Raw genomic sequence first — 26,176 nt, 5'->3', positions numbered from 1 at the left:
ATAAAGAGGTTTTTGGATAATACGTAATGGTTTTCAGAACAACAGAATTAATAACTAAGAAAGAGTTGAAACCTAAGAAAAGACAAAGGCCTAGCATTTCTGCTAGGCCTTCTAAATTTGGCAGGGGTGGCAAGACTCGAACTCGCAACCATCGGTTTTGGAGACCGCTGTTCTACCAATTGGAACTACACCCCTGTTGACGAGTGGCATTATGCAAAAAACACTGTAAAAGGTAAAGCGTTTTTTCAACAAAAATAGTCAACTGGAGTATTTTCAAACAAGTGTGGATATATTTACAACACTATTTGCAAACTTACCTACACTCAATTAAATCACAACGGTGTACTTCAAGAGCGATATATTTTAATTGGCTAAAATGCTCACTAAGCTGTGACTTAATACTAGACAATTAATGCCATCATAAACAACAATCGAAGCTAGTAACATAAAGTCTGGTTAACCTGCATTAAACCTAGATCCATAACAGATTAGTTATCTTGCTATAGAAACCTTTATATCGATTAGCAAAGGATTTACTTAATTAACCTCAGTTCGAGATAATTAATACTTACCAAATAGCTCCTTGTCTTGCTAACTTCGTTTCACTAACGTTAAATAGGCCAGCTATTGGCGTATTAATGAGCCTGGAAATGACCTATTCCCACATGGGCATGTCGGCACACTACTTTTATGCTCAAATGTTATCCTTAAATCGCAGACGTAAAAAAGCCCGTTACATTGGTAACGGGCTTATCACTACTCTTTCGAGTTAATTTGGCGCCTGGAAATGACCTACTTTCACATGGGCATATCGGCCACACCACTTTTATGCTCAAATGCTATCCTCAAATCGCAGACGTAAAAAAGCCCGTTGCGTTAGCAACGGGCTTATCACTATTCTTTCGAGTTAATTTGGCGCCTGGAAATGACCTACTTTCACATGGGCATATCGGCCACACCACTTTTATGCTCAAATGCTATCCTTAAATCGCAGACGTAAAAAAGCCCGTTGCGTTAACAACGGGCTTATCACTCTCTTTTCAGAGAAATTTGGCGCCTAGAAAGACCTACTTTCACATGGGCATATCGGCCACACTACGTTTATGCTCAAATGTTATCCTCAAATCGCAGACGTAAAAAAGCCCGTTACATTAGTAACGGGCTTATCACTACTCTTTCGAGTCAATTTGGCGCCTGGAAATGACCTACTCTCACATGGGGAGACCCCACACTACCATCGGCGATACTGTGTTTCACTTCTGAGTTCGGAATGGGATCAGGTGGTGCCACAGCTCTATGGTTTCCAGACAAATTTGGTTTATCTAACACACTCATTATGCATTAAATAATAATTAGGAAAGCTGATTTGCTTAGGCCCTTATCAGAGCTTCGCTTATTTGAGTTCTCGCACTGCTTAAGTGTCCCATCCTAATACTAAGTCGTATCAGTAAAACCCATCTGGGTTGTATGGTTAAGCCTCACGGGTCATTAGTACAAGTTAGCTCAACGCCTCACAACGCTTACACACCTTGCCTATCAACGTAGTAGTCTCCTACGGCCCTTTAGAGAGCTTAAAGCTCTAGGGATGACTCATCTTGGGGCTCGCTTCCCGCTTAGATGCTTTCAGCGGTTATCGATTCCGAACGTAGCTACTGGGCAATGCCATTGGCATGACAACCCAAACACCAGCGGTTCGTCCACTCCGGTCCTCTCGTACTAGGAGCAGCTCCCCTCAATCATCCAACGCCCACGGCAGATAGGGACCGAACTGTCTCACGACGTTCTGAACCCAGCTCGCGTACCACTTTAAATGGCGAACAGCCATACCCTTGGGACCGACTTCAGCCCCAGGATGTGATGAGCCGACATCGAGGTGCCAAACACCGCCGTCGATATGAACTCTTGGGCGGTATCAGCCTGTTATCCCCGGAGTACCTTTTATCCGTTGAGCGATGGCCCTTCCATTCAGAACCACCGGATCACTATGACCTACTTTCGTACCTGCTCGACGTGTATGTCTCGCAGTTAAGCTGGCTTATGCCATTGCACTAACCGTACGATGTCCGACCGTACTTAGCCAACCTTCGTGCTCCTCCGTTACTCTTTGGGAGGAGACCGCCCCAGTCAAACTACCCACCAGGCACTGTCCTCAACCCCGATAAGGGGCCAGAGTTAGAACATCAAAACTACAAGGGTGGTATTTCAAGATTGACTCCACTCCATCTAGCGACGAAGCTTCAAAGTCTCCCACCTATCCTACACATGTAGGTTCAATGTTCAGTGCCAAGCTATAGTAAAGGTTCACGGGGTCTTTCCGTCTAGCCGCGGGTATACGGCATCTTCACCGCAATTTCAACTTCACTGAGTCTCGGCTGGAGACAGCGTGGCCATCATTACGCCATTCGTGCAGGTCGGAACTTACCCGACAAGGAATTTCGCTACCTTAGGACCGTTATAGTTACGGCCGCCGTTTACTTGGGCTTCGATCATGAGCTTCTCTTGCGATAACCCAATCAATTAACCTTCAAGCACCGGCAGGCGTCACACCGTATACGTCATCTTGCGATTTTGCACAGTGCTGTGTTTTTGATAAACAGTTGCAGCCACCTGGTATCTGCGACTGCCGTCAGCTTAGGGAGCAAGTCCCATCACCAACAGCAGCGTACCTTCTCCCGAAGTTACGGTACCATTTTGCCTAGTTCCTTCAGCCGAGTTCTCTCAAGCGCCTTGGTATTCTCTACCCGACCACCTGTGTCGGTTTGGGGTACGATCCCTACTAACCTGAAGCTTAGAAGATTTTCCTGGAAGCATGGCATCAACTACTTCATCACCTTAGTGACTCGTCATCAGCTCTCAACGTGTACATTTAAGTACGTGTTCCCGGATTTGCCTAAGAACACCGCCTACTACCTTAAACGCGGACTACCAACGCCGCGCTAGCCTAGCCTTCTCCGTCTCTCCATCGCAGTTAGCAGAGGTACAGAAATATTAATCTGTTTTCCATCGATTACGCCTTTCGGCCTCACCTTAGGGGTCGACTCACCCTGCCCCGATTAACGTTGGACAGGAACCCTTGGTCTTTCGGCGAGGGAGTTTTTCACTCCCTTTATCGTTACTCATGTCAGCATTCGCACTTCTGATACGTCCAGTGTGGGTTACCCCTTCACCTTCAACCGCTTACAGAACGCTCCTCTACCGCTTGCAGTAAACTGCAAACCCGTAGCTTCGGTGGTATGTTTAGCCCCGTTAAATCTTCCGCGCAGGCCGACTCGACTAGTGAGCTATTACGCTTTCTTTAAATGATGGCTGCTTCTAAGCCAACATCCTAGCTGTCTAAGCCTTCCCACATCGTTTCCCACTTAACATACACTTTGGGACCTTAGCTGACGGTCTGGGTTGTTTCCCTTTTGACAACGGACGTTAGCACCCGCTGTCTGTCTCCCGAGTAGTACTCATTGGTATTCGGAGTTTGCAAAGGGTTGGTAAGTCGGGATGACCCCCTAGCCTTAACAGTGCTCTACCCCCAATGGTATTCGCTCGAGGCGCTACCTAAATAGCTTTCGAGGAGAACCAGATATCTCCGAGTTTGATTGGCCTTTCACCCCCAGCCACAAGTCATCCGCTCATTTTTCAACATAAGTCGGTTCGGTCCTCCAGTTGATGTTACTCAACCTTCAACCTGCCCATGGCTAGATCACTCGGTTTCGGGTCTACGCCTTGCAACTAAACGCGCAGTTAACACTCGGTTTCCCTACGGCTCCGCTATTCGCTTAACCTCGCTACAAAACGTAAGTCGCTGACCCATTATACAAAAGGTACGCAGTCACGGTCTCAAGAACCGCTCCCACTGCTTGTACGTATACGGTTTCAGGTTCTATTTCACTCCCCTCACAGGGGTTCTTTTCGCCTTTCCCTCACGGTACTGGTTCACTATCGGTCAGTCAGGAGTATTTAGCCTTGGAGGATGGTCCCCCCATATTCAAACAGGATGTCACGTGTCCCGCCTTACTCGTTTTCATCTATGGTTAGTTTTCATGTACGGGGCTATCACCCTGTGCCGCTGTGCTTTCCAACACATTCCACTAACACCCCATAGACTTAAGGGCTAATCCCCGTTCGCTCGCCGCTACTAGGGGAATCTCGGTTGATTTCTTTTCCTCTGGGTACTTAGATGTTTCAGTTCCCCAGGTTCGCCTCATGCAGCTATGTATTCACTGCATGATGACCACTTATGTGGCGGGTTTCCCCATTCGGATATCGTTAGCTCAAATGCTTATTACTAGCTCGCCAACGCTTTTCGCAAGTTATTACGTCCTTCATCGCCTCTGACTGCCAAGGCATCCACCGTATACGCTTAGTCACTTAACCATACAACCCAAATGAGTTTCACTTGCGTGAACTAATTAGACTGTATCGCAACTAGCTGGTTTTTACTTGTCTCACTCCCGACCAGGAAGTGTGACTCGCCTTAGTTTTTAGAATATTCAAGACACTTAAACAGTGTTTTGAGAACTCAAGTGTTAATACTTTCGTATTAACGTTTTTCGCACTAACATAATCACACAAACGACAACGAATCATCATCTATGCGCCTTTAGTTAGTACTATCAGCTTTCCAAATTGTTAAAGAACAACACTGACCGGCTTGCGGCGTGTTTCACTCTACTTCCGAAGAAGTTAACAAGTAATCTGTGTGAACACTCACATGCATTGCTGCACTTTAGGTATTGAGTTAGTCGTATAGGTAAGGAGGTGATCCAGCCCCAGGTTCCCCTAGGGCTACCTTGTTACGACTTCACCCCAGTCATGAACCACAAAGTGGTGAGCGTTCTCCCGAAGGTTAAACTACCCACTTCTTTTGCAGCCCACTCCCATGGTGTGACGGGCGGTGTGTACAAGGCCCAGGAACGTATTCACCGTGACATTCTGATTCACGATTACTAGCGATTCCGACTTCATGGAGTCGAGTTGCAGACTCCAATCCGGACTACGACGTACTTTGTGAGATTAGCTCCACCTCGCGGCTTTGCAACCCTCTGTATACGCCATTGTAGCACGTGTGTAGCCCTACTCGTAAGGGCCATGATGACTTGACGTCGTCCCCACCTTCCTCCGGTTTATCACCGGCAGTCTCCCTAAAGTTCCCGACATAACTCGCTGGCAAATAAGGATAGGGGTTGCGCTCGTTGCGGGACTTAACCCAACATTTCACAACACGAGCTGACGACAGCCATGCAGCACCTGTCTCACAGTTCCCGAAGGCACAATCGCATCTCTGCAATCTTCTGTGGATGTCAAGAGTAGGTAAGGTTCTTCGCGTTGCATCGAATTAAACCACATGCTCCACCGCTTGTGCGGGCCCCCGTCAATTCATTTGAGTTTTAACCTTGCGGCCGTACTCCCCAGGCGGTCTACTTAATGCGTTAGCTTGGGAGCCCAGTGACTAAGTCACCAAACTCCGAGTAGACATCGTTTACGGCGTGGACTACCAGGGTATCTAATCCTGTTTGCTCCCCACGCTTTCGTGCATGAGCGTCAGTCTTTGTCCAGGAGGCCGCCTTCGCCACCGGTATTCCTTCAGATATCTACGCATTTCACCGCTACACCTGAAATTCTACCTCCCTCTACAAGACTCTAGTTCCCCAGTTCCAAATGCTATTCCTAGGTTGAGCCCAGGGCTTTCACATCTGGCTTAAAAAACCGCCTGCGCACGCTTTACGCCCAGTAATTCCGATTAACGCTCGGACCCTCCGTATTACCGCGGCTGCTGGCACGGAGTTAGCCGGTCCTTCTTCTGTAGGTAACGTCACAGTAACCGTTTATTAAACGTCTACCTTTCCTCCCTACTGAAAGTGCTTTACAACCCGAAGGCCTTCTTCACACACGCGGCATGGCTGCATCAGGCTTTCGCCCATTGTGCAATATTCCCCACTGCTGCCTCCCGTAGGAGTCTGGGCCGTGTCTCAGTCCCAGTGTGGCTGATCATCCTCTCAGAACAGCTAGGGATCGTCGCCTTGGTGAGCCATTACCTCACCAACTAGCTAATCCCACCTAGGTTCATCCAATCGCGAAAGGCCCGAAGGTCCCCTCCTTTCCCCCGTAGGGCGTATGCGGTATTAGCAGTCGTTTCCAACTGTTATCCCCCTCGACTGGGCAGATCCCTAGGCATTACTCACCCGTCCGCCGCTCGCCGGCAAAGATAGCAAGCTATCTTCCCGCTGCCGCTCGACTTGCATGTGTTAGGCCTGCCGCCAGCGTTCAATCTGAGCCATGATCAAACTCTTCAATTAAAGTTTTTTTGAATCTTGCGATTCGGCTCAATGAATTCTGATTGCTTTATCAACCGAAGTTAACAAAGTCTTTTTGTACATATTGCTATGAACATTCATCGTTGCATTGAGTTTAAATTTTTTGATTGCCAACATTCCGAAGAACAGAAGACAATTTCGAATAACTCAATACCTGTGAATGTCCACACAGATTTCTTGTTTAAGTTGTTAAAGAGCGTTGATGTTAATTTTTCAAACATCGCCGTTAGACGCTAGGTCGTTGGCTTGGGCTGCGTATTCTACAGACCCTGTTGTCAGCGTCAAGTGTTTTTTCAAACTTTCTTTTCGCTGTTGATTTGATGATGAAACCGAAGTTTTTATCCTTTCAAATCAACCTAACTCGCCGCGTTGCTTTCGCGCTGTGCCGTGTCAGTGGATGCGCATTATAGGGAGATTCTGAGGTAGTGCAAGAGCTTTTAAGAAGTTTTTTACCAAAATAGCATCAAGGGGGCATTTTTTGGACGAAACGCACAAAAAAGGGACTATTAAAGCGTATTTAGCACCAACAAAGGTCGATAAAGTAATATTAACGGCAAACTAATACTTATCTAAAAATGAGCATATGTCCTTATAGATAACAAAGAAGGTATAATTTACGCGATAACTGCCATTATTTAGTTTGTCCAGCGTTACGCCATCGCTATTTTGTTTCAATTAGCTGTAGATGCTTAGTTACAGGTGTAGGCATTAACTAGCTACCCTGAACAGGCTAGTTAATGAGTAAATCCCTTTACTTCTTATTGCATAATCCGATGAGTTCTTTATACATTCATTATTAATAGTAAATATAAGTTGGATTTTACCTTCAGATAACATATTTTTGTTCTATTAAAGATACTTGTATATTTCAGCTTTAACCTTTGGATGCTTACATGAAACAATTACTTTTATTAGTCGCCTGTCTACTTACATTGTCAACAAGTATGGCGGCGACTATTTATACTTGGACCGATAGTAGCGGTGTAGTACATTACAGTCAGCAAGCACCAAAGGGAGTCGACGCCCAACGTATAACCACTGATGACCTTGAACCTCAGAAAATTGGCACCGCCACCCCAATACGAAAGGCCGTCGAAGCAGAGCCAGAGTCTGATTTAGCCAAATCGGCCAAATTAATTAAAGAGAAAGATGCTAAGCAAGCCGAATCAATCTGTGAAACGGCTAAGCACAGTATGGTTTTGCTTGGTTCATATAATCGACTCACGAAGAAAGATCCTAAAACGGGTGAAGTTATTGCAATGACAGAAGAAGATAAACAAGCGGCTAGAGCTGAGAATGAACAAAGAGTGAAGCTTTTTTGCAATTAACGACTTTTAGCAGCTAAATTTATTCTAGATTTAAAAAGGGAGCTAAATGCTCCCTTTCTTTATATAGCTAATCAAAGATGGTGTTACTGCACAAACACTAACTTCCCCTGCTCTACATTAGCTTGAATCACTTTGCCCGGAATTAAATCTCCGCGGAGCAGCTTTTGCGCTAAAGGGTTTTCCACTTCTTGCTGTAACGCTCGCTTTAATGGCCTTGCGCCATAGACGGGATCGAACCCCACTTCAGCAATTAACGATAGCGCTTCATCAGATACTTGCAGATCAAACTCTTTTTCCGCCAGACGTTTGCGTAATAGCTCAAGCTGAATGCTAGCAATATGTTTAATATTACTTGCATCGAGTGGGTGGAACACTACAGATTCATCCACTCGATTTAAAAACTCAGGTCTAAAGTTTTGTATGACAACATCCATAACGCTTCGTTTCATTTCTTCATAAGTCACTCGACCGAAACTTTCCTGTATTCGATCTGACCCCAGATTAGATGTCATAATGATAACGGTATTTTTAAAGTCTACGGTACGCCCTTGCCCATCCGTTAACCGGCCGTCATCTAACACTTGCAGTAAAATGTTAAATACGTCTGGATGGGCTTTTTCAACTTCATCTAATAAAATAACCGAATAAGGTTTGCGACGAACCGCTTCAGTTAAATAACCGCCTTCTTCATAACCAACATAACCAGGAGGCGCACCGACTAGTCGGGAAACGGTATGCTTTTCCATAAACTCTGACATATCGATGCGTACTAAAGCTGATTCGGTATCGAACAGGAATTTAGCTAACGATTTGCACAATTCAGTTTTACCAACCCCTGTAGGGCCTAAAAATAGGAATGAACCAATAGGACGTTGGGGATCGGCAAGGCCAGCTCTGCTTCGACGAATTGCATTAGACACGGCATCAACCGCCTCATTTTGCCCAATTACGCGCTCATGCAGCGCATCTTCCATCTGCAATAATTTTTCGCGCTCACCTTCAAGCATTTTTGACACAGGGATACCGGTCGACTTAGATAACACTTCAGCAATTTCAATATCGGTGACTTTATTTCTAAGCAACGTCATGTCTTGCATTTCTGCTTGCGAGGCCAAATCTAATTGTTTCTCAAGCTCAGGAATGCGACCGTATTGTAACTCGGACATGCGGGTTAAATCACCTGCCCTTCGTGCAACATCCATATCCATTCGAGCTTGCTCAAGCTCTGCTTTAATATGTTGAGTACCGGCTAATGCGGCTTTTTCGGTGTGCCAAATTTCATTAAGCTCTGATGCTTTTAGCTCAACATCTTTTAACTCAAGCTGTAGATGGTCTAAACGTTTTCGGCTAGCATCATCGGTTTCTTTGGCTAACGCTTGCTCTTCTAGTTTTAGCTGAATAGCTCGGCGCTCTAATCGTTCCAAAGATTCAGGTTTAGAGTCAATCTGCATCCGAATACTTGAAGCCGCTTCATCAATTAAGTCGATGGCTTTATCGGGTAATTTACGATCAGAAATGTATCGATGAGACATAGTTGCAGCTGCAACAATAGCAGGATCGGTAATTTCAACATGATGATGCAATTCATAGCGCTCTTTTAAGCCGCGTAAAATAGCAATGGTGTCTTCGACGCTAGGCTCGTCCACCAGCACTTTTTGAAAACGACGCTCAAGTGCGGCATCTTTCTCAATATATTGACGATATTCATCTAAGGTTGTTGCGCCAACACAATGTAACTCACCACGTGCTAAAGCAGGTTTAAGCATATTACCGGCATCCATTGCGCCCTCGCCCTTACCTGCGCCGACCATAGTATGTAGCTCATCAATAAACAGAATAACCTGACCTTCTTCTTGGGATAGCTCATTTAATACTGCTTTTAAACGTTCTTCAAACTCACCACGATATTTGGCTCCGGCAATTAACGAGCCCATGTCTAATGACAATACCCGTTTATTTTTAATCCCTTCAGGGACTTCACCATTAACAATTCGCTGAGCTAGACCTTCAACAATAGCGGTTTTACCGACACCAGGTTCACCTATAAGTACCGGATTATTTTTAGTACGGCGTTGCAGCACTTGAATCGTACGACGAATTTCCTCATCACGACCAATAACAGGGTCTAATTTACCTTGCTCTGCCCGTTCAGTTAAATCGACGGTGTACTTTTTCAAAGCTTGGCGTTGATCTTCAGCATTAGGATCATCGACCTTTTGGCCACCACGAATTTGCTTGATGGTAGTTTCCATCAACTCTTTAGTCGCTCCAGCATCTTTTAACGCTTGGGCTAAAGCATCATTACCTTCTAGTGCGGCAAGAATAAATAACTCTGACGAGATATATTTGTCATTACGTTTCTGGGCCAGCTTGTCACACAAATTCAACAGACGAATAAGACCTTGCGATAACTGCACATCACCGCCGCTACCATCAACTTGTGGCAAGCGCTCTAACTCTTGACTTAGGGTTGAACGTAACGCGCTGACACGCATGCCCGCTTGAGTTAATAATGGATGAATTGAGCCAGAATCTTGATTAAGCAGAGCCATCATTAAATGGATAGGTTCAATAAATTGATTGTCCCGTCCTAATGCTAATGACTGCGCATCAGAAATGGCAATTTGAAACTTATTCGTCATACGGTCGAGTCTCATATAACCTCCTACATCTGATACAAATAATGGGTATCCTGATGAGATACACTGTTATCTAAAATATGGGGGCGTGGTACAGAGATTTCAAGCGAAAAAGATATGATGCGATATAAAAAGTGAATTATTTTTATACAAGATGATAAAAGCGATGGGATTAAGATTTAAGCCAAATTAATGATGCCATACGACCAGTTTGTTTATCTCGACGATAAGAAAAATAGTCATTATTTGAAACAGTGCATTCATCGACACTATAAACAACATCAACACCGAGCTGCTTTAAACGCAATTTAGCTAAACCAACCATGTCAGCTAAATATTTGCCAGTGGCATTCACTTTAGGGATGAAACAGTCTGCAATGGCATTGTCGAGTCCAGCATTAGAGGTATCAGCAGCTGCACTCGCCATGAACGCGCTGCGCACTTCAGCACCCACTTCAAATTGATTAGGCCCAATACAGGGTCCTAAACACGCTATCAATTCAGATGCCGGCATTGAAAAACGCTTTACCGCCTGTTCAATAACCCCCGCACATAAACCGCGCCACCCAGCATGCACAGCGGCAACCTCACAACCTTGTTTATCACACAACAATACGGCTAAACAATCTGCCGTCATCACAGCACAAACTTGGCCATACTGGTTACTATAACTGCCATCGGCTAACGGAACACTTGCCCTATTAGCCAACTCAGATATGGACACAATATCAACACCGTGCACTTGCTCTAACCACAAAGGTTCGCAAGGTAATGTCAGTAAAGTCGAAAGTTGATGCCGATTAGCCAATACCGTTTGAGGATTATCGCCTACATGTAACCCTAGGTTTAAACTGTCATAGGGGGCACAACTGCTCCCCCCATAACGGTCAGTAAACGCAATAGCGACATTGTCGGGTAAAGGCCAATGAGGTCTTAGCATTTATAGAGACACAATTATAAATACACTATCGGGTTTAACTCAGTATCAACGCGCATTGCTTGAGTCAAAAGCAACATGTCTTCAGGTATTGGCGCTTTCCAACTCATGATTTCACAGGTTATTGGATGGGCTAACTCTAAACGAATAGCGTGCAACGCTTGGCGTTTAAAGTTTTTCAATATATCAAAAAACTCTGGGCTAGCCGCTTTAGGTGGACGGGGACGGCCACCATAAACTGGATCGCCAACCAACACATGGCCAATATAGTCCATATGCACACGAATTTGGTGAGTACGGCCAGATTCCAGACGTAAACGTAATCGTGTATGGGCACGGAATTTTTCCGCGACACGATAATGCGTTACTGATGGGCGGCCGCCATTGACTACCGCCATTTGCACGCGTTTGGTAGGATGACGATCGATAGGCTCATCTACAGTACCACCGGCTGTCATAGTGCCAATAACAATGGCTTCGTATTCGCGTACAATTTCACGAGCTTGTAAGGCGGCAACTAAATGCGTTTGCGCTTCTACTGTTTTAGCCACAACCATCAAGCCTGTAGTATCTTTGTCGAGGCGATGAATAATACCAGCTCGTGGTACATGCTCGATATCAGGGCAATGATGCAACAATGCATTCATCAAAGTACCATCGGCATTGCCGGCACCAGGATGCACAACAAGACCTGCTGGTTTATTGACAACGATGATGTGATCATCTTCATAAACAATGTTTAACGCGATGTTCTGCGCTTGAGCGCGTACTTCTTCTTCAAGCTTAGCGTTGATTTCGATCTGTTGTGATTCAAAAATCTTTTCCCGCGGCTTGTCGACTATGATACCGTCTACGGTAACTGCACCGGATAAAATCCATTCTTTGATGCGTGTGCGCGAGTAATCAGGGAAAAGAATCGCCAATGCTTGGTCAATTCTTTGTCCTGTTTGAGTTGCTGTTATCTCGCTTTTTAGATTAATCTCTTGTGTCATAGGAACCGTAACCCTTTTCTGGGGTCCAAAGTGAATGTAGTATCTGTTACAATCGGATGTTTTCTATTTTACCGTGAAATGGAAAAATTCTTAACCACAACTTATAAAAGAATTAAATTAAAGTATGTATAAATTAGCCAAAGGCGCCGCCCTAGTATTACTTTCAGTCGCTATTACCGCTTGTAGTAGCAGTCCCGAAGATGACGAGTTTGCCAATAAAGCCTCTCCTGACGTACTTTATTCTCAAGCTAGAACCTCAATGGAATTAGGAAACTATTCCAAAGCAGTTCGAACGCTAGAAGCTTTAGACTCGCGTTATCCTTTTGGCCCACATAAAACTCAAGTTCAATTAGATCTGATCTTTGCTTATTACAAAATGGATGATGTTGCTTCAGGTGTTGCCAATATCGACCGTTTTTTACGCCTGAATCCGACTCATCCTAATATTGATTACGTGTATTATATGCGTGGTTTAACAAATATGCAGGCAGATAGTTATTTATTTCACGATATGATGAATATTGACCGTACGGATCGTGATCCTCAAAACGCTGAAGATGCCTTTAAAGACTTCGACCGTTTGATAAAAAGTTACCCTGAAAGCAAGTATGCTGCCGACGCTCAAAAACGTATGCAATACTTGAAAAACCGTTTAGCGCGATATTCTATCAACGTTGCAAGATACTACATAAAGATGAATGCTTGGAGTGCTGCTGCAGTTCGTGCTCAAACCGTGTTAGAAAAATTCCCTGGCACACCAGAAGCTGAATCTGCTCTTGAAATTATGGCTCAGGCCTATGATGAACTTAGCCAAGATAAGCTAAAACAAAACACGTTAAGCGTTATGCGGGCAAACTTTCCAAACAATAAACTTGTCAGTAACTAACACATGTCAGTTAATTGTATGTCTACTCGTTAAAGGGTAGATGGTACTTGCTATAAAAAGGCCTTTAATTAGGCCTTTTTTGTATCTGTTACAGAGTCATTGAATCAACCTATCGCAATAAATCATCCACACTGTTCATTATCAAATCCACTTATACCGCATAATACCTTAATAGTATAATAAACAGCTAACCCACTTTGATTAGGACCAGTGATCTTTCAAGGTTGTTTTTGAAGCCAATAAACGCTGACCGAAGAGTTCAACCAGCAAAGAGCAACAACCCCTAATAGAACCTATGGCAATATCATGATTTAGGGATTAACAAATCATCATGACAGGTGAAAGATTATAATAACTAACTCAACTGTCATCTATCGCCTCGATCATTGTATTCGTTAGCGACTACGCCTTAAATGTCGCTTTCTTAGCCGAAACGTTGTTTTATCCACCACATGTAAGAGAATATGAATTAATTTTCAAAAAATCGGTTGACTCACATCACTAAAAGCCGTTTAATAGCGCCCGTTGCCCGAATAGCTCAGTCGGTAGAGCAGAGGATTGAAAATCCTCGTGTCCCTGGTTCGATTCCGGTTCGGGCACCATATTTAAATTGGTGGCTAAATAGCGGCAAATTAAAACGAATAAACAAAAAGGCCTCGCATTGCGAGGCCTTTTTTGTTTTAAGTCATTCTATCAATGCTGGCAACAGGTTTAGTCTTAGCCTGCGCCCAGGAATCACATAGGTTCTATATACTCAACCATAAGTTGAACGGTTTGATTACCTCTAAACTCATTCACATCTAACTTATAAACCACCCGGGCCTGTTTAATACTCGCGTCGGGCCAGATTTGCATATCAACATTAAACGCAATGCCATCTAGCATTAATTGACCGCACTCTGTTTCAAGTAATAACTTAAGATGTTTTTCACCCACAATACGTTGCTGTACAACATTGAAGAAACCATCAAATAACGGCTCCTCAAATGATTGTCCCCAGGGACCAGCATTACGCAGCATAAAGGCGGTCTCTAAGGTCATATCAGCAGGAATAAGCTCACCATCTGACATTAACTCACCAGTAAGTTGCTCATAATCTAGCGTCTGTCTAACTACGTCATCAAAAGCTTGTTTAAATGTCTCTAGCGCATCAGCCCTTAAAGACAAGCCTGCTGCCATTGCATGACCGCCAAATTTGATAATAATACCAGGATGTAATGAATTAATACGCTCGAGTAAATCCCGCATGTGCAAGCCTTTTATGGAACGAGCAGATCCTTTAATTTCACCGTTACCCGCCTGTGCAAAAGCAATCACAGGTCTATGATATCTGTCTTTAATACGTGAAGCTAAAATACCAATCACACCTTGGTGCCAATCAGATTGAAACAAGGCTAGTCCCCAGGGCATTGTAGCTTCATCTAGCGCTATAGCTTGTAAGCTTTTTAAAGCTTCTTGTTGCATACCAGCTTCAATATCGCGTCTATCTTGATTCAATCCATCTAATTCAGCAGCCATTTGTCTGGCGCGCATAATGTCATCACACAATAAGGTTTCGACACCTAACGCCATTTCATCTAATCGCCCTGCAGCATTTAGCCTTGGGCCAACCGCAAAACCAAAATCGGCAGCAACAATTCTACTTGGGTCACGCTTAGCGACTTCTAATAACGCAGTGATACCTGGGCGACAACGTCCAGCGCGCACTCGTTGTAAGCCTGCTTGAACTAAAATACGGTTATTGGGGTCGAGTGATACCACGTCAGCAACCGTGCCCAGTGCGACGATATCAAGTAGCTCAGCTAAATTAGGTTCTATAATGCCCTGCAAGACATACCAATTACGGCTGCGAAGCTCTGCACGAATTGCTGTCATCAAATAAAATGCAACCCCAACTCCTGCAATGGATTTACTGGCGAATTGGCAATCAGGTTGATTAGGGTTAACAATGGCATCTGCTTCAGGCAAGATTTTGCCAGCAAGATGGTGGTCCGTGACGACAACTTGCATGCCAAAATCTTTGGCAGCTTTAACCCCTTCTATCGATGAAATTCCGTTATCAACCGTAATCAGTAGTTGTGCCTTTTTATCGTGTGCAACAGCGACAATTTCAGGGCTCAGGCCATAACCGTAGTCAAAACGATTAGGAATTAAATAATCAACATGAGTTGCGCCCATCATTCTTAAGGCGAGTAAACAAACGCAAGTAGAAGTTGCACCGTCGGCATCAAAATCTCCCACGATTAATATTTGCCGCTGTGCTTGCATTGCATCCGCGACTAATCTAGCGGCAATATCTAAACCTTTCATGGTATTAGGACGCAGTAACTTTGCTAACGCCAGCTCGCAGTCATCTTGACCCACACCACGTCGAGCATACAACTGTTTTAATAGGGATGGTAAAGTCGCGGGGAGATGTGAATCATCTACTGGAAGACGACGAGTGATTTTATGAGGCAAAACAAACCCTAATGCTGTTATATGAAGAAAAACCACCAATAAAAAGGTGAGCTATTGCTCACCTTAATCAGTTTACTATCGAGATTCTAAAACTTTCAATAAGTCTTTCGGAGGCTGATAACCTGGCACCATACTGCCGTCAGCAAGAATCATCGCAGGCGTACCGTTAACACCAAATGATCGTCCAAGATCAAACTGTTTGCTAATATCAATATCACACGATGACGCTTGAATATTCTTACCTTCTTTAGCGTCAGTCATTGCTTGTAATGGATCTTTTGCACACCATACCGCTTGCATTTCATCGGCGTTAGCAGAAGGGATCCCAGCGCGAGGATAAGCTAAGTAACGGATCGTAATACCTAAATCATTATATTCGCTCATTTGATTATGCAACTTACGACAATAACCACAATCAACATCGGTGAACACAGTTACCACATGTTTTTCATTTTTGGCCTTATATACCAGCATGTCTTTTTCTAGCGGTTTAAGCATGTCGATACGGGGACCGGCTAAAGCAGCCTCAGTTAAGTTATTCATACGGTCATTTAAATCATACATATTGCCATGGATCAGTTTAGATCCATCTTCGGTAATATAAAGTACTCCACGATCTGTCAAAGCTTGAAAAACCCCCTTAACCGGCGATGCTTGAAAACTCATCACCTCAACACCTAGCATGTCTGATATTTTCTGTTTTAACTCACTGTTTTGGGTATCAGTAGTGGCTGCTGCATAGCTCATTACAGGAACAACTAAACTGGCGACAAGAATTAAGGCTTTAGATAACTTCATAATTATTCCTAATTTACACGGGATTAAATGACTAGACCCGACTTTGATTGCAAAACTTACAGATTTAGTTCACTTAACGCAACTATGCTAAAAGCTTTTTAATGTAACGAAAGGCTACTTAGCTGATTAACCTCGCGGATGATGCTGTTGATGAAGCAGCTGTAAACGCGCTTTAGCTACGTGAGTGTATATTTGTGTCGTGGATAAATCACTGTGACCTAAGAGTAATTGCACAACACGTAAATCAGCGCCGTGATTCAGTAAATGAGTCGCAAAAGCATGGCGTAATGTATGAGGCGATAAATGTACCGTAATCCCCGCTCGTGCACTATATAACTTAATGCGATGCCAAAAAGTTTGCCTGGTCATCATCTGGGCACGCCTTGACGGAAATAACACATCAGACTGCTTCATATGTAGCAGTGTTGGCCTAGCGGCTTTCAAATATAATTCGACTTCACTTATCGCTAATTCACCTAGTGGTACTAAACGTTCTTTACCGCCCTTACCCATCACCCTCACCACGCCCTGGCGTAAACTTATTTGTTCCATGGTTAAACTGACTAACTCAGTTACCCTTAGCCCTGTCGCATACAGTAGTTCCAACATAGCTTTATCACGGCATTCAATTGGATCATCGGTATCGGGCTCAGATAGTAAGGCATCAACTTGCGCTTCAGATAAGGCATCAGGCAATTTACGTGGCAATTTAGGCGACTCAATTAACGCGGTAGGATCAACATCAATCAGTTTTCTCACAATTAAATAACCATAAAAGCGTCGTAAGCTACTCATCAATCTTGCGGTACTGGTTTTGGCATATTGTTGCTCAAATCGATATCCAAGATACGCTTTTAATAACAATGCATCCGCATCAATAAGAGAAGACTTTTGACTTAAAACAAAACGTTCAAAATGCGCCACATCAGTTCGATACGATGCTAAGGTATTATCGCTTAAGCCTTTGGTTGACCATATTTCGTCAATAAATTGTTCGATTAGGGAGTGCGGAGAGTATTGATTCAATTTCACGTAAGACTCTATTTAACACGCTGAATATGCTGCTTGTAGGTTAACATATCCAACGGTTAAGTATTAGCAATCCTTGCTTAGCGCTGAGCTTCTAAGTTATCTAGCTTACAGTCACTTAGCTTATAAGTATTTATGCTGCTGAGGCTGTTTGGTCTCTTTTAGGTAAAAATAAACATACCACTGAAACAATAACGGTTGGTAATAACCAAGCCATGCCTTCTGCGTGCAAGGGTAAAAAATTAAACGTCGACATATCAAAGCCACCGGTTTTTAATCCGTCTAACACGCCAAAAGCTAGCGCAACGCTTAGAATTAAGCGTTGTGATAATTCAGGGCGAGCAAACTGTGGCGTAATAAAGGTCACTAATACCAATGCAATAGCCACCGGATAAATCGTCATCAATACCGGAATACTAATTGAGATTAATTGCGATAAACCAACGTTAGCAACCGTGGCACACACCACACTGAAAATAATCACAAAACCTTTATATGAAACTGACGGCAGAAGCTCATTAAAAAACTCAGAACACGCAGTGACCAAGCCAATCGCGGTAGTCAAACATGCTAAGCCAACTACGGTCGATAGCATAATAATACCTAACATGCCAAAATTATGGTCAACATAGTTAGTTAAAATGACTCCACCGTTTGATGCGCCATTGGCTAAATCGCCAGCAGAAGCACCTAGAAAGAATAGCGATATATACACAAATGCTAATCCAGATGCGGCAATAATTGCGGCGCGGATTAGATACTTGGTTTGATCCGCAACATTGTTAACGCCTTTTTTACGCAGTAAATCGATAATCAGCATACCAAACATCAGTGATGCCAAGGTATCCATAGTGTTGTAACCTTCAAGAATCCCCTTTGATAATGGACTTGCCAGATATTCGGCTGAAGGAGAACCTACCGCTGAGCCAGGGATAAACATCACGCTCATAGCTAAAGCAACCAACAAAGTCAGTAAAATAGGGGTTAGCACTTTGCCGACGTTGTCCAAAAGCTTGCCAGGATAAAGCGACATAAACATCACAATAGAGAAAAAGACTAAGGTGAATATAAGCTGAGCGATATTAATTGCTTGGCCAGCGATCATCATCACCGCATCTGGGTTAATAATAAACGGACGCACACCGATTTCAAAGGCGACCAAACTGGTTCGAGGCGCCGCAAAAGCCGGTCCAATAATAATATAAATGGCAATGGCCAGTGCTGTAGCAGCCAATGGTGGCAAATAGGCCATAATTTTACCATTGGCTTTAGCAACCGCAATTAACCCAATCAGTGGCATTCCCACCGCGGTTAATAAAAAGCCCACCATAGCCAGTGACATATTCTCACCCGCTAAAAACCCCGCAAAAGGTGGAAATATAAGATTACCTGCACCTAAAAAGAATGCGAAAGCCATAAATCCTAGGCCAAAGGTATCGACGATCGATAATTTAGTTGTTTGCACGTTAACATCTCTTTTTGTTGTATTTGTTCTTTAACCAACTTAAGTGATCAAATTCATTTTAGCTACTGCTAATAATGAACACACCACAGATCGTAAAACTATATTTACACATCAACCTAGCTAAATACGTTAAAATTAGTGCGAAAAATAATCATTGTTAATCTGTTTATATAATCCTTTGTTAGTGTTTGACTGAATCCAGCCATTCCAAACGGTTTTACTGTGAAATAGCAGCCTGAACTAATAGCAAAGATGCTAATAATACGCAATAGAGACTAAATATATTCAGTTATTTAGTTTTTAAGCCTGAAACAATTACCAAAAGCACTAAACATAACTAGCACAGCCTTCAATAAGCGATAACATAAATTAACAAACCGGTAAATTAGTCAATGATGAAGCTGATATTTATATTGTTACCGCTGCGCAGATTCGCTGGGGTAACAATACTGTGTAAAATAAATACTGGGTGTTATTAAATAAGCGTTCGCCAATCAATAAAACGCTACGGTGATTTGTTATAATCGACCTTTAATTCGTTCACACAGTAACTTTGATGCCATTCACATTTAAACAATTCCATATTGATGACAGCCATTGCGGCATGAGTGTGAGTACCGATGGAGTGTTACTCGGTGCCTGGGCTAATTTAGTTAATGCTGAACGTGTTATCGATATTGGCGCAGGAAGTGGCTTATTGAGCTTAATGGCTGCACAACGAACATCGACAAAAACTCATATCACTGCAATAGAGTTAGATACCTTAGCGGCTCAAGATTGCCTCAATAATATCGCTCAAAGCCCATGGGCTGAAAAAATTGCATTGGTATCATCAAGCATTCAAGACTTTTGCTTAGCACAGCAAAAAATAGCAACAAGCTGCCGCCAATACTTTGATCATATTATTTGTAATCCCCCCTATTTCACCAATGGCCCGCAAACCCAACATGTGGCGAGAGCGACAGCAAGACACACCAATCAGCTGAGTTTTTCGGACTTAGCTCAATCCATATGTACTTTATTAGCCAAAGATGGCGTGGCCAGCTGCATTATTCCGGTTCAAAGTGAGGTCATGTTCAAACAAGCATTGTCTGGCTCAGACTTAGACATAACTCAACGTATTGAAGTTTGCAGTGTCACTAAAAAGCCACCTACTCGGCTACTGCTAGCGATTAAGCACCTTGCCTCAAATCAGCAATATGTTACAGACACGATCGATATACGTGATAAACAAGGTCACTATTCGGCTGCAATGACAGTTTTATGCAAGGATTTCTACTTAAAACTTTAGCCTGTGTGATTCGTCAGCTATAATAGACGGCTACTTTTAAGCGAGACCCACGTGCATGTTATTTGAAGATTTCGATTTAGACCCAAGGTTATTAGATTCACTGAAAGCCATGGGCCACAAAAGCCCCACGACAGTACAACAACAAGCTATTCCTATGGCGATGGAGCAACGGGATATTCTTGCACGTGCGCCAACAGGGACAGGTAAAACAGCAAGTTTCTTATTGCCAGCTTTACAACACCTAATCGATTTTCCACGTCGTTTCGAAGGTCAAGCCCGCATCATGGTGTTAACACCTACCCGCGAGCTTGCCAGCCAAATTCATCGTTATGCATGTCATCTCGCTACTGACTTAGATTTAGATATTGCCATTATTACTGGTGGTGTTCCTTATGCGCCTCAAGAAGAAGCCCTTGCAGGTAATATCGATATATTAATCGCCACACCGGGCCGATTAATGGAATACCTAGATAAAAGAAAATTCGACGCTACTGAAGTCGATATTTTAGTAATTGATGAAGCCGACCGCATGCTGGACATGGGATTCTCTTCAGTGGTACAAGCCATTGCGATTGAAGCCCAAGGCCGTAAACAAAACATGTTGTTTTCTGCTACTTTAGAAGGCAGTGGTGTAGAGCGTTTCGCACGTGATCTATTAAAAGATCCTGTCACCATAGACGTCGAAGCTCCTCGCAGCGAAAAAGCTAAAATTCATCAGTGGGCGCATTTAGCTGACGATAAAGATCATAAGTTTGCCTTACTGTGTAACATCTTAAGACAAGAGCAAGTTAAACGCACAATCGTATTCGTTAAAACCCGTGAAGCCGTGGCTAGTCTTGAAGGATTATTATTAAAGGCCAATATACCTTGTGCGTTTATGCGTGGCGATATGGAACAAAAGAAACGTTTCCAAGCCCTAGGACGTTTTACCAAAGGTGAAGTCAATGTACTGTTGGCTACCGATGTTGCTGCCCGTGGTATTGACGTAGATGATATTACCCATGTGATTAACTTTGACATGCCACGTTCAGCTGACACCTATGTACACCGTATTGGCCGTACAGGACGCGCTGGCGCTAAAGGGACTGCTATTTCATTAATGGAAGCCCATGATGTGCGAATTGTAGGCAAAATTGAGCGCTATATTGAGCAACCTTTAAAACGCCGTGTTATTGAAGAGCTTCGTCCAAAGCATAAAGAAGCTAAAGTGCCCGGTAAGAAAAAAGCTAATGCCAAGGACGCTAAAAAATTCTCTAAAAAATCAAAAAAGAAAAAATAGTTAATTGGCAGTAGTAAATACTGCGCTAACTGAAATATTCCAATTAAAGATAAAAACGAACCTAAACGGGTTCGTTTTTTTATTGCTTACATAATATCTAACATACATTCCCAGCAACACATTGCTGTTCATTTTTCCCCTTCAAATTGTTAACAACCGCAACATCCTGATACAGCTATTTTACATAAACCAGTTTAGCCGAATCATAAAATCTGCTAATTTAGACAGATTACTGATAAGAATAACAAAATGTATATATATTGCCTAAAAATACCGCATTTTGTACAAAATAAATTCATCAGCATCATTTCAGCATGGATACGCAAAAAGAATGAAAATTATTTTAAGAAGACTGAGCCCCCTTTTTATCCTGATCGTCGCGATTGGATTTGCAGAATTATTGATGCAAACCCAAGAAGCTCCTGAACAAAAAGAAGAGGCAGAAATTCTCACTATTATTGATGTGATGACAGTAAAGCAACAAACCGTTTCATTAAACTTACCTTCCTATGGTGTCGTTAATCCCAAGTATAAAACCCAGCTAGTAACAGAAGTACAAGGCCGACTACAAAGTATATCGGCCGAGTTTGTTGCCGGTGGCATGGTTAAGAAAGGCGAGCAATTGGCGTTAATTGAACCTTCTGATTATGAAGCAGACTTAATGCAAGCGGAAGCCAATGTAGCGCAGGCAACCGCAATGCTAAACGAAGAAATGGCTCGCGGCCAAGTGGCTAAAATAGAATTTAAAGATTTCGATAATGGCGTAGCCCCAGAATTAGGCTTACGTATTCCACAGCTTAAAAAAGAACAGGCTAATGTAAAGTCATCCAAAGCAGCACTGGCTCGTGCGCAACGTAATCTTGAACGCACCGTTATTCGCGCCCCGTTTGACGGCATAATTAAAGCTCGCCATGTCGACTTGGGCCAATACGTGACTTTGGGCACTAATTTAGGCGAATTATACGATACCAGTACCGCAGAAATTCGTTTGCCATTGACCAATAATGATTTGGCTTATCTAGAGTCAATTGACAATCCAGACACAGAAGTCACCTTAAGCGCATCTTTAGCGGGGCAAAACGTCACTTGGAATGGCAATATCATCCGCAGCGAGAATGTCATCGACGAGCAAAATCGTATGGTTTATCTGGTTGCTGAAGTACTTGATCCTTATCTTATTAAGTCAAAAAACAATAAACAGTTACCTTTAAAATACGGCAGTTTTGTCAGCGCAGTCATTAAAGGTCGCACCGTAAGCGGTATTGTGCAGCTTCCTAGACACGTAGTGCGCAATGACCAAGTGGCCATTGTCAGTGATGATAATGTCATTGAGATGCGCAATGTCAACCTAGTAAGAACCGACATTGACAGCGTGTATATTAAAGACAGCTTTACCGATGGTGAACGAATCTCAATGACCAATGTTGCCAACCTGTCTAATGGTCAAAAAGTGAAAATATTAGGCGAGGACGACAAGTTAACTCCTGCCGATGATGTCTCTGATGATAAGCTAAATCCTGCAGGAGAGCTGTAATGCAAAGCCACTCAGGAATCATCTCTTGGTTTGCACGCAATAACGTTGCAGCAAACTTACTTATGTTAGTCCTGATTATTGGTGGATTATTCAGCGCCGTAATCATTAATAAAGAAATTTTCCCAAGCTTTTCACTTAATCTGATTAATATCACTGTGGCCTATCCTGGTGCAGCCCCACAAGAAATTGAAGAGGGGATTAACATTAAAATTGAGGAAGCGATTCAGGATATTTCTGGAATTAAGAAAACCACCTCAGTAGCCAGTGATAGCGTAGGGTCAGTCACCATTGAAGTGGATGATGGTTTTGATGTCCAACAAGTACTTGATGAAGCTAAATTGCGTATTGATGCAATATCCACCTTTCCTGATAACATTGAAAAACCTAATATTTTTCAAATAAAGCCTGAAAACAATGTAATTTGGGTGTCGGTTTATGGTGACATGTCGGCCCATGACATGAAAGAGATGGCTAAATCAATTCGTGAAGATCTCACCGACTTACCCGGCGTAACACGCGCTAAATTAAGTGGTGTAAGAGATTACGAAATAGGCATTGAAGTGTCGGAAGATAAGCTGCGCGAATATGGCTTAAGTTTTAGCCAGGTAGCGCAAGCTGTCCAAAATGCCTCTATCGACTTACCCGGTGGCGCTATTCGCGCTCAAGATGGTGATATATTATTGCGTACCAAAGGCCAAGCTTATACTGGCGAAGACTTTGCTAAAATTGTAGTGTTAACCCGCACCGATGGCAGCCGTATTATGCTGCCTCAAGTTGCTAATATTAAAGATGACTTTGAAGAAAGATTAGAATACACCCGCTTTAATGGCAAGCCTGCAGCAATTATTGAAGTCACCAGTATTGATGATCAAGACGCATTAGCAATATCCACACAAGTAAAAGCCTATATAGCTGATCGTCAAAGCACCCTACCCGCTAATATAAAAGTAGATACTTGGGGGGACTTAACTCACTACCTTCAAGGCCGCTTGAACATGATGTTATCTAACATGTTTTACGGTGCCCTATTGGTATTTATTATTCTCGCCTTGTTTCTTGACCTGAAATTAGCTTTTTGGGTAATGATGGGGTTACCTGTGTGTTTCTTAGGCGCCATGTTGCTAATGCCAGTGGTAGGCATGTCGATTAACATGTTGACCTTATTTGCCTTCATCTTGGTACTAGGGATAGTCGTCGATGATGCCATCGTTATAGGTGAAAGTGCCTACAGTGAAGTTGAAGAAAACGGTCATTCTTTAGATAATGTGATAAAGGGCGTCCACAAGGTCGCTATGCCTGCAACCTTCGGGGTGCTCACTACAATTGCAGCCTTTACTCCTATGATTCTGGTCTCCGGTCCGATGGGGATTATTTGGAAGTCTATCGGCATGATTGTGATTTTGTGTTTAGCCTTCTCACTCATTGAATCAAAATTTATCTTGCCTGCCCATTTAGCGCACATGAAAGTCAAAAAGAAAACTAAACCCACTAATGTATTTTCACGCTTCAAAGTAAGTTTAAATGACAAACTACAATATTTTATTCATCATAAATATCGCCACTTTTTAGAAGCCTGCATTAAACACCGCTACAATGTTGTTGCCGTCTTTATTGGGGTGTTAATCCTCTCTATCGCTTTGGTTGCCAGTGGTAAAGTCCGTTGGGTTTTTTTCCCTGATATTCCCTCTGACTTTATTCAAGTACAGCTAGAAATGGAAGAAGGTAGCTCTGAGCTGAATACCTTAGCGACAGTTCAGCAAGTAGAAGATGCTTTATATAAAATGAACCAAGTTATGGAGCAGGAATATGGCACAGGTGTAGTGAAACACAGTTTTGTATCATTAAGCTCACGCACTTCAGCGTTTATTTTTACTGAGTTAACTAAAGGTGAAGATAGAGACGTTGACGGCGTGTCTATTGCTGAAGAGTGGCGTAAACAATTGCCTGAATTACTGTCGGTTAAAAAACTCAATATTAATGCCAGCACTAATGAGACCGGTGGCGATTTATCCTTTAGATTAACCTCAACAGATTTAGATCAACTGGCCTTAGCCTCTAAAGAAATTAAAGATAAGCTGGCGACCTACGAAGGTGTATATGATATTTCAGACAACTTCTCCTCGGGCAGTCAGGAAATTCGCCTAAATATTTTGCCTGAAGCGCAGGCACAAGGATTAACACTGTCTGACTTAGCGCGCCAAGTTCGTTACGGCTTCTATGGTTACGAAGCACAACGTATTTTGCGCAATAAAGAAGAAGTTAAGGTGATGATCCGCTACCCACTTGAGCAGCGTCGCACCGTGGGGCATCTTGAAAACATGATGATCCGCACCAGTAACGGCCAAACGGTGCCGTTTTCAAGTGTAGCCTCCATCGAGTTAGGTGACTCTTATGCGTCTATCACCCGTGTAGATGGCCGCCGAGCCATTACGATTAGCGCTAATGCCAATACCAACAAAGTAGAGCCAAGCAAAGTTGTTGATGAGGTTCAGTCTGAGTTTATTCCCTATTTATCAGCTAAATATCCTCATGTATCAGCATCATTAGATGGCAGCAGTTTAGATGAACAAAATGCCATGTTAGGCTTAATACAGGGCTTTTTCTTCGCCATGTTTACAATATATGCATTAATGGCTATTCCGCTTAAATCATACACCCAGCCTTTGATCATTATGTCAGTCATCCCTTTTGGTATGATTGGTGCGTTAGTCGGTCATTACATGCTGGGATTATCAATGAGCGTGTTGAGCCTATGCGGCATAGTCGCGCTAGCAGGTGTGGTGGTCAATGACTCGTTAATCTTAGTCGACTTTGTTAATAAATCACGCGAAGAAGGCAAGTCGATGCTGCAATCAGCTATTGACTCAGGTTGTTATCGATTCAGAGCGATTATTCTTACCTCGTTAACCACCTTTGTTGGCCTGGTACCCATTATTATGGAAAAGAGCTTACAAGCTAAAATTGTTATCCCTATGGCAACGTCATTGGCTTTTGGTATTTTGTTTTCCACCGTGGTGACGTTAATTTTAGTGCCGGTTCTGTATATTATTTTAGATGACATTAAACGTGTGCTGAAGCGCTTCTATTTATGGTGGTGGCAACCTAAAAACACAGAGACGGATTATTATTAATCGCTATCATTTACAAACAAAAACAGCGCTTATTTAGCGCTGTTTTTGTTTGTCTAATCTGAGACCTGTCGATCATTCATTTATTAATGGAACGGTTAA

Annotated in this window: 13 protein-coding genes, 2 tRNA genes and 3 rRNA genes; 7 read left to right on the top strand and 11 right to left on the bottom strand. The window is 43.0% G+C overall.

Annotated elements, in window-relative coordinates; translation table 11 throughout:
• Positions 1 to 118: 118 nt before the first annotated feature.
• The 4 genes from L0B17_RS05845 to L0B17_RS05830 form a co-directional block, all read right to left on the bottom strand.
• Positions 119 to 195: transfer RNA gene (locus L0B17_RS05845), tRNA-Trp, on the bottom strand.
• 997 nt (positions 196 to 1,192) lie between these two features.
• Positions 1,193 to 1,308, bottom strand: a 5S ribosomal RNA gene (rrf, locus tag L0B17_RS05840).
• A gap of 159 nt (positions 1,309 to 1,467) precedes the next feature.
• Positions 1,468 to 4,368 (bottom strand): 23S ribosomal RNA (locus tag L0B17_RS05835).
• A 377-nt stretch (positions 4,369 to 4,745) separates the two neighbouring features.
• Positions 4,746 to 6,290, bottom strand: a 16S ribosomal RNA gene (locus L0B17_RS05830).
• The 16S, 23S and 5S rRNA genes sit together here, the layout of an rRNA operon.
• A 911-nt stretch (positions 6,291 to 7,201) precedes the next feature.
• Here L0B17_RS05830 and L0B17_RS05825 point away from each other — a divergent pair.
• Positions 7,202 to 7,636, top strand: a complete 435-nt coding sequence (locus L0B17_RS05825) for a DUF4124 domain-containing protein (protein WP_235088302.1) — start codon at positions 7,202 to 7,204, stop codon at positions 7,634 to 7,636.
• Positions 7,637 to 7,719: 83 nt separating this feature from the next.
• Here the strand turns inward: L0B17_RS05825 and clpB are convergent, their stop codons facing one another.
• From clpB to rluD, 3 genes are all read right to left on the bottom strand, one after another.
• Complete coding sequence (gene clpB, locus L0B17_RS05820; RefSeq protein ID WP_235088301.1) at positions 7,720 to 10,293, bottom strand: ATP-dependent chaperone ClpB; 2,574 nt, start codon at positions 10,291 to 10,293, stop codon at positions 7,720 to 7,722.
• Between the two features lie 154 nt (positions 10,294 to 10,447).
• Positions 10,448 to 11,215 carry a peptidoglycan editing factor PgeF gene (gene pgeF / locus L0B17_RS05815; RefSeq protein ID WP_235088299.1) on the bottom strand — a complete coding sequence of 256 codons (768 nt, stop codon included), beginning with the start codon at positions 11,213 to 11,215 and terminating at the stop codon, positions 10,448 to 10,450.
• Between the two features lie 14 nt (positions 11,216 to 11,229).
• The gene (gene rluD / locus L0B17_RS05810) at positions 11,230 to 12,204 is read right to left on the bottom strand and encodes a 23S rRNA pseudouridine(1911/1915/1917) synthase RluD (RefSeq protein WP_235088297.1); all 975 of its coding nucleotides are present in this window, start codon (positions 12,202 to 12,204) and stop codon (positions 11,230 to 11,232) included.
• Positions 12,205 to 12,328: 124 nt separating this feature from the next.
• Between rluD and L0B17_RS05805 the strand changes: the two genes are divergently transcribed.
• Both L0B17_RS05805 and L0B17_RS05800 read left to right on the top strand, forming a co-directional pair.
• Entirely contained in the window at positions 12,329 to 13,090 is a 762-nt protein-coding gene (locus L0B17_RS05805; protein WP_235088295.1) for an outer membrane protein assembly factor BamD, read from the top strand.
• Between the two features lie 527 nt (positions 13,091 to 13,617).
• A tRNA-Phe gene (locus L0B17_RS05800) sits at positions 13,618 to 13,692 on the top strand.
• Between the two features lie 133 nt (positions 13,693 to 13,825).
• Here the strand turns inward: L0B17_RS05800 and recJ are convergent.
• The 4 genes from recJ to brnQ form a co-directional block, all read right to left on the bottom strand.
• Complete coding sequence (gene recJ, locus L0B17_RS05795; protein ID WP_235088293.1) at positions 13,826 to 15,550, bottom strand: single-stranded-DNA-specific exonuclease RecJ; 1,725 nt, start codon at positions 15,548 to 15,550, stop codon at positions 13,826 to 13,828.
• A 75-nt stretch (positions 15,551 to 15,625) separates the two neighbouring features.
• Entirely contained in the window at positions 15,626 to 16,348 is a 723-nt protein-coding gene (gene dsbC / locus L0B17_RS05790) for a bifunctional protein-disulfide isomerase/oxidoreductase DsbC (protein WP_235088291.1), read from the bottom strand.
• A 126-nt stretch (positions 16,349 to 16,474) separates the two neighbouring features.
• On the bottom strand, positions 16,475 to 17,374 hold the full coding sequence (xerD, locus tag L0B17_RS05785; RefSeq protein WP_235089606.1) for a site-specific tyrosine recombinase XerD: 900 nt from the start codon (positions 17,372 to 17,374) through the stop codon (positions 16,475 to 16,477).
• 136 nt (positions 17,375 to 17,510) lie between these two features.
• Entirely contained in the window at positions 17,511 to 18,842 is a 1,332-nt protein-coding gene (gene brnQ, locus L0B17_RS05780) for a branched-chain amino acid transport system II carrier protein (protein ID WP_235088290.1), read from the bottom strand.
• A gap of 556 nt (positions 18,843 to 19,398) precedes the next feature.
• On the opposite strand from brnQ, the gene L0B17_RS05775 reads away from it, so the two are divergent.
• The 4 genes from L0B17_RS05775 to L0B17_RS05760 all read left to right on the top strand — a co-directional run bounded on the left by L0B17_RS05775 (position 19,399) and on the right by L0B17_RS05760 (position 26,077).
• Positions 19,399 to 20,133, top strand: coding sequence for a tRNA1(Val) (adenine(37)-N6)-methyltransferase (locus L0B17_RS05775; RefSeq protein ID WP_235088288.1), 735 nt, complete (start codon positions 19,399 to 19,401; stop codon positions 20,131 to 20,133).
• A gap of 55 nt (positions 20,134 to 20,188) precedes the next feature.
• A complete protein-coding gene (gene srmB / locus L0B17_RS05770; protein ID WP_235088286.1) occupies positions 20,189 to 21,412 on the top strand; it encodes an ATP-dependent RNA helicase SrmB in 1,224 nt (407 codons plus the stop codon).
• Positions 21,413 to 21,743: 331 nt separating this feature from the next.
• On the top strand, positions 21,744 to 22,946 hold the full coding sequence (locus tag L0B17_RS05765) for an efflux RND transporter periplasmic adaptor subunit (RefSeq protein ID WP_235088284.1): 1,203 nt from the start codon (positions 21,744 to 21,746) through the stop codon (positions 22,944 to 22,946).
• Positions 22,946 to 26,077, top strand: a complete 3,132-nt coding sequence (locus L0B17_RS05760) for an efflux RND transporter permease subunit (RefSeq protein ID WP_235088283.1) — start codon at positions 22,946 to 22,948, stop codon at positions 26,075 to 26,077. Before L0B17_RS05765 ends, L0B17_RS05760 begins: the two co-directional genes overlap by 1 nt.
• The last annotated feature ends 99 nt before the right edge of the window (positions 26,078 to 26,176 follow it).

It is taken from the genome of Shewanella sp. OMA3-2 (assembly GCF_021513195.1).
In the GTDB taxonomy this organism is placed as follows: Bacteria; Pseudomonadota; Gammaproteobacteria; order Enterobacterales; family Shewanellaceae; genus Shewanella.
The sequence above is the reverse complement of the archived record's forward strand: the minus strand, read 5'-3'. Positions and strand labels throughout refer to the sequence as shown.

What these genes read in the sequence shown, in the direction of transcription:
- L0B17_RS05805 (WP_235088295.1), top strand. Translation starts at nt 12,329, where the DNA reads ATGTATAAATTAGCCAAAGGCGCCGCCCTAGTATTACTTTCAGTCGCT.
- rluD (WP_235088297.1), bottom strand. Translation starts at nt 12,204, where the DNA reads ATGACACAAGAGATTAATCTAAAAAGCGAGATAACAGCAACTCAAACA.
- L0B17_RS05765 (WP_235088284.1), top strand. Translation starts at nt 21,744, where the DNA reads ATGAAAATTATTTTAAGAAGACTGAGCCCCCTTTTTATCCTGATCGTC.
- dsbC (WP_235088291.1), bottom strand. Translation starts at nt 16,348, where the DNA reads ATGAAGTTATCTAAAGCCTTAATTCTTGTCGCCAGTTTAGTTGTTCCT.
- pgeF (WP_235088299.1), bottom strand. Translation starts at nt 11,215, where the DNA reads ATGCTAAGACCTCATTGGCCTTTACCCGACAATGTCGCTATTGCGTTT.
- L0B17_RS05825 (WP_235088302.1), top strand. Translation starts at nt 7,202, where the DNA reads ATGAAACAATTACTTTTATTAGTCGCCTGTCTACTTACATTGTCAACA.
- srmB (WP_235088286.1), top strand. Translation starts at nt 20,189, where the DNA reads ATGTTATTTGAAGATTTCGATTTAGACCCAAGGTTATTAGATTCACTG.
- L0B17_RS05760 (WP_235088283.1), top strand. Translation starts at nt 22,946, where the DNA reads ATGCAAAGCCACTCAGGAATCATCTCTTGGTTTGCACGCAATAACGTT.
- L0B17_RS05775 (WP_235088288.1), top strand. Translation starts at nt 19,399, where the DNA reads ATGCCATTCACATTTAAACAATTCCATATTGATGACAGCCATTGCGGC.
- clpB (WP_235088301.1), bottom strand. Translation starts at nt 10,293, where the DNA reads ATGAGACTCGACCGTATGACGAATAAGTTTCAAATTGCCATTTCTGAT.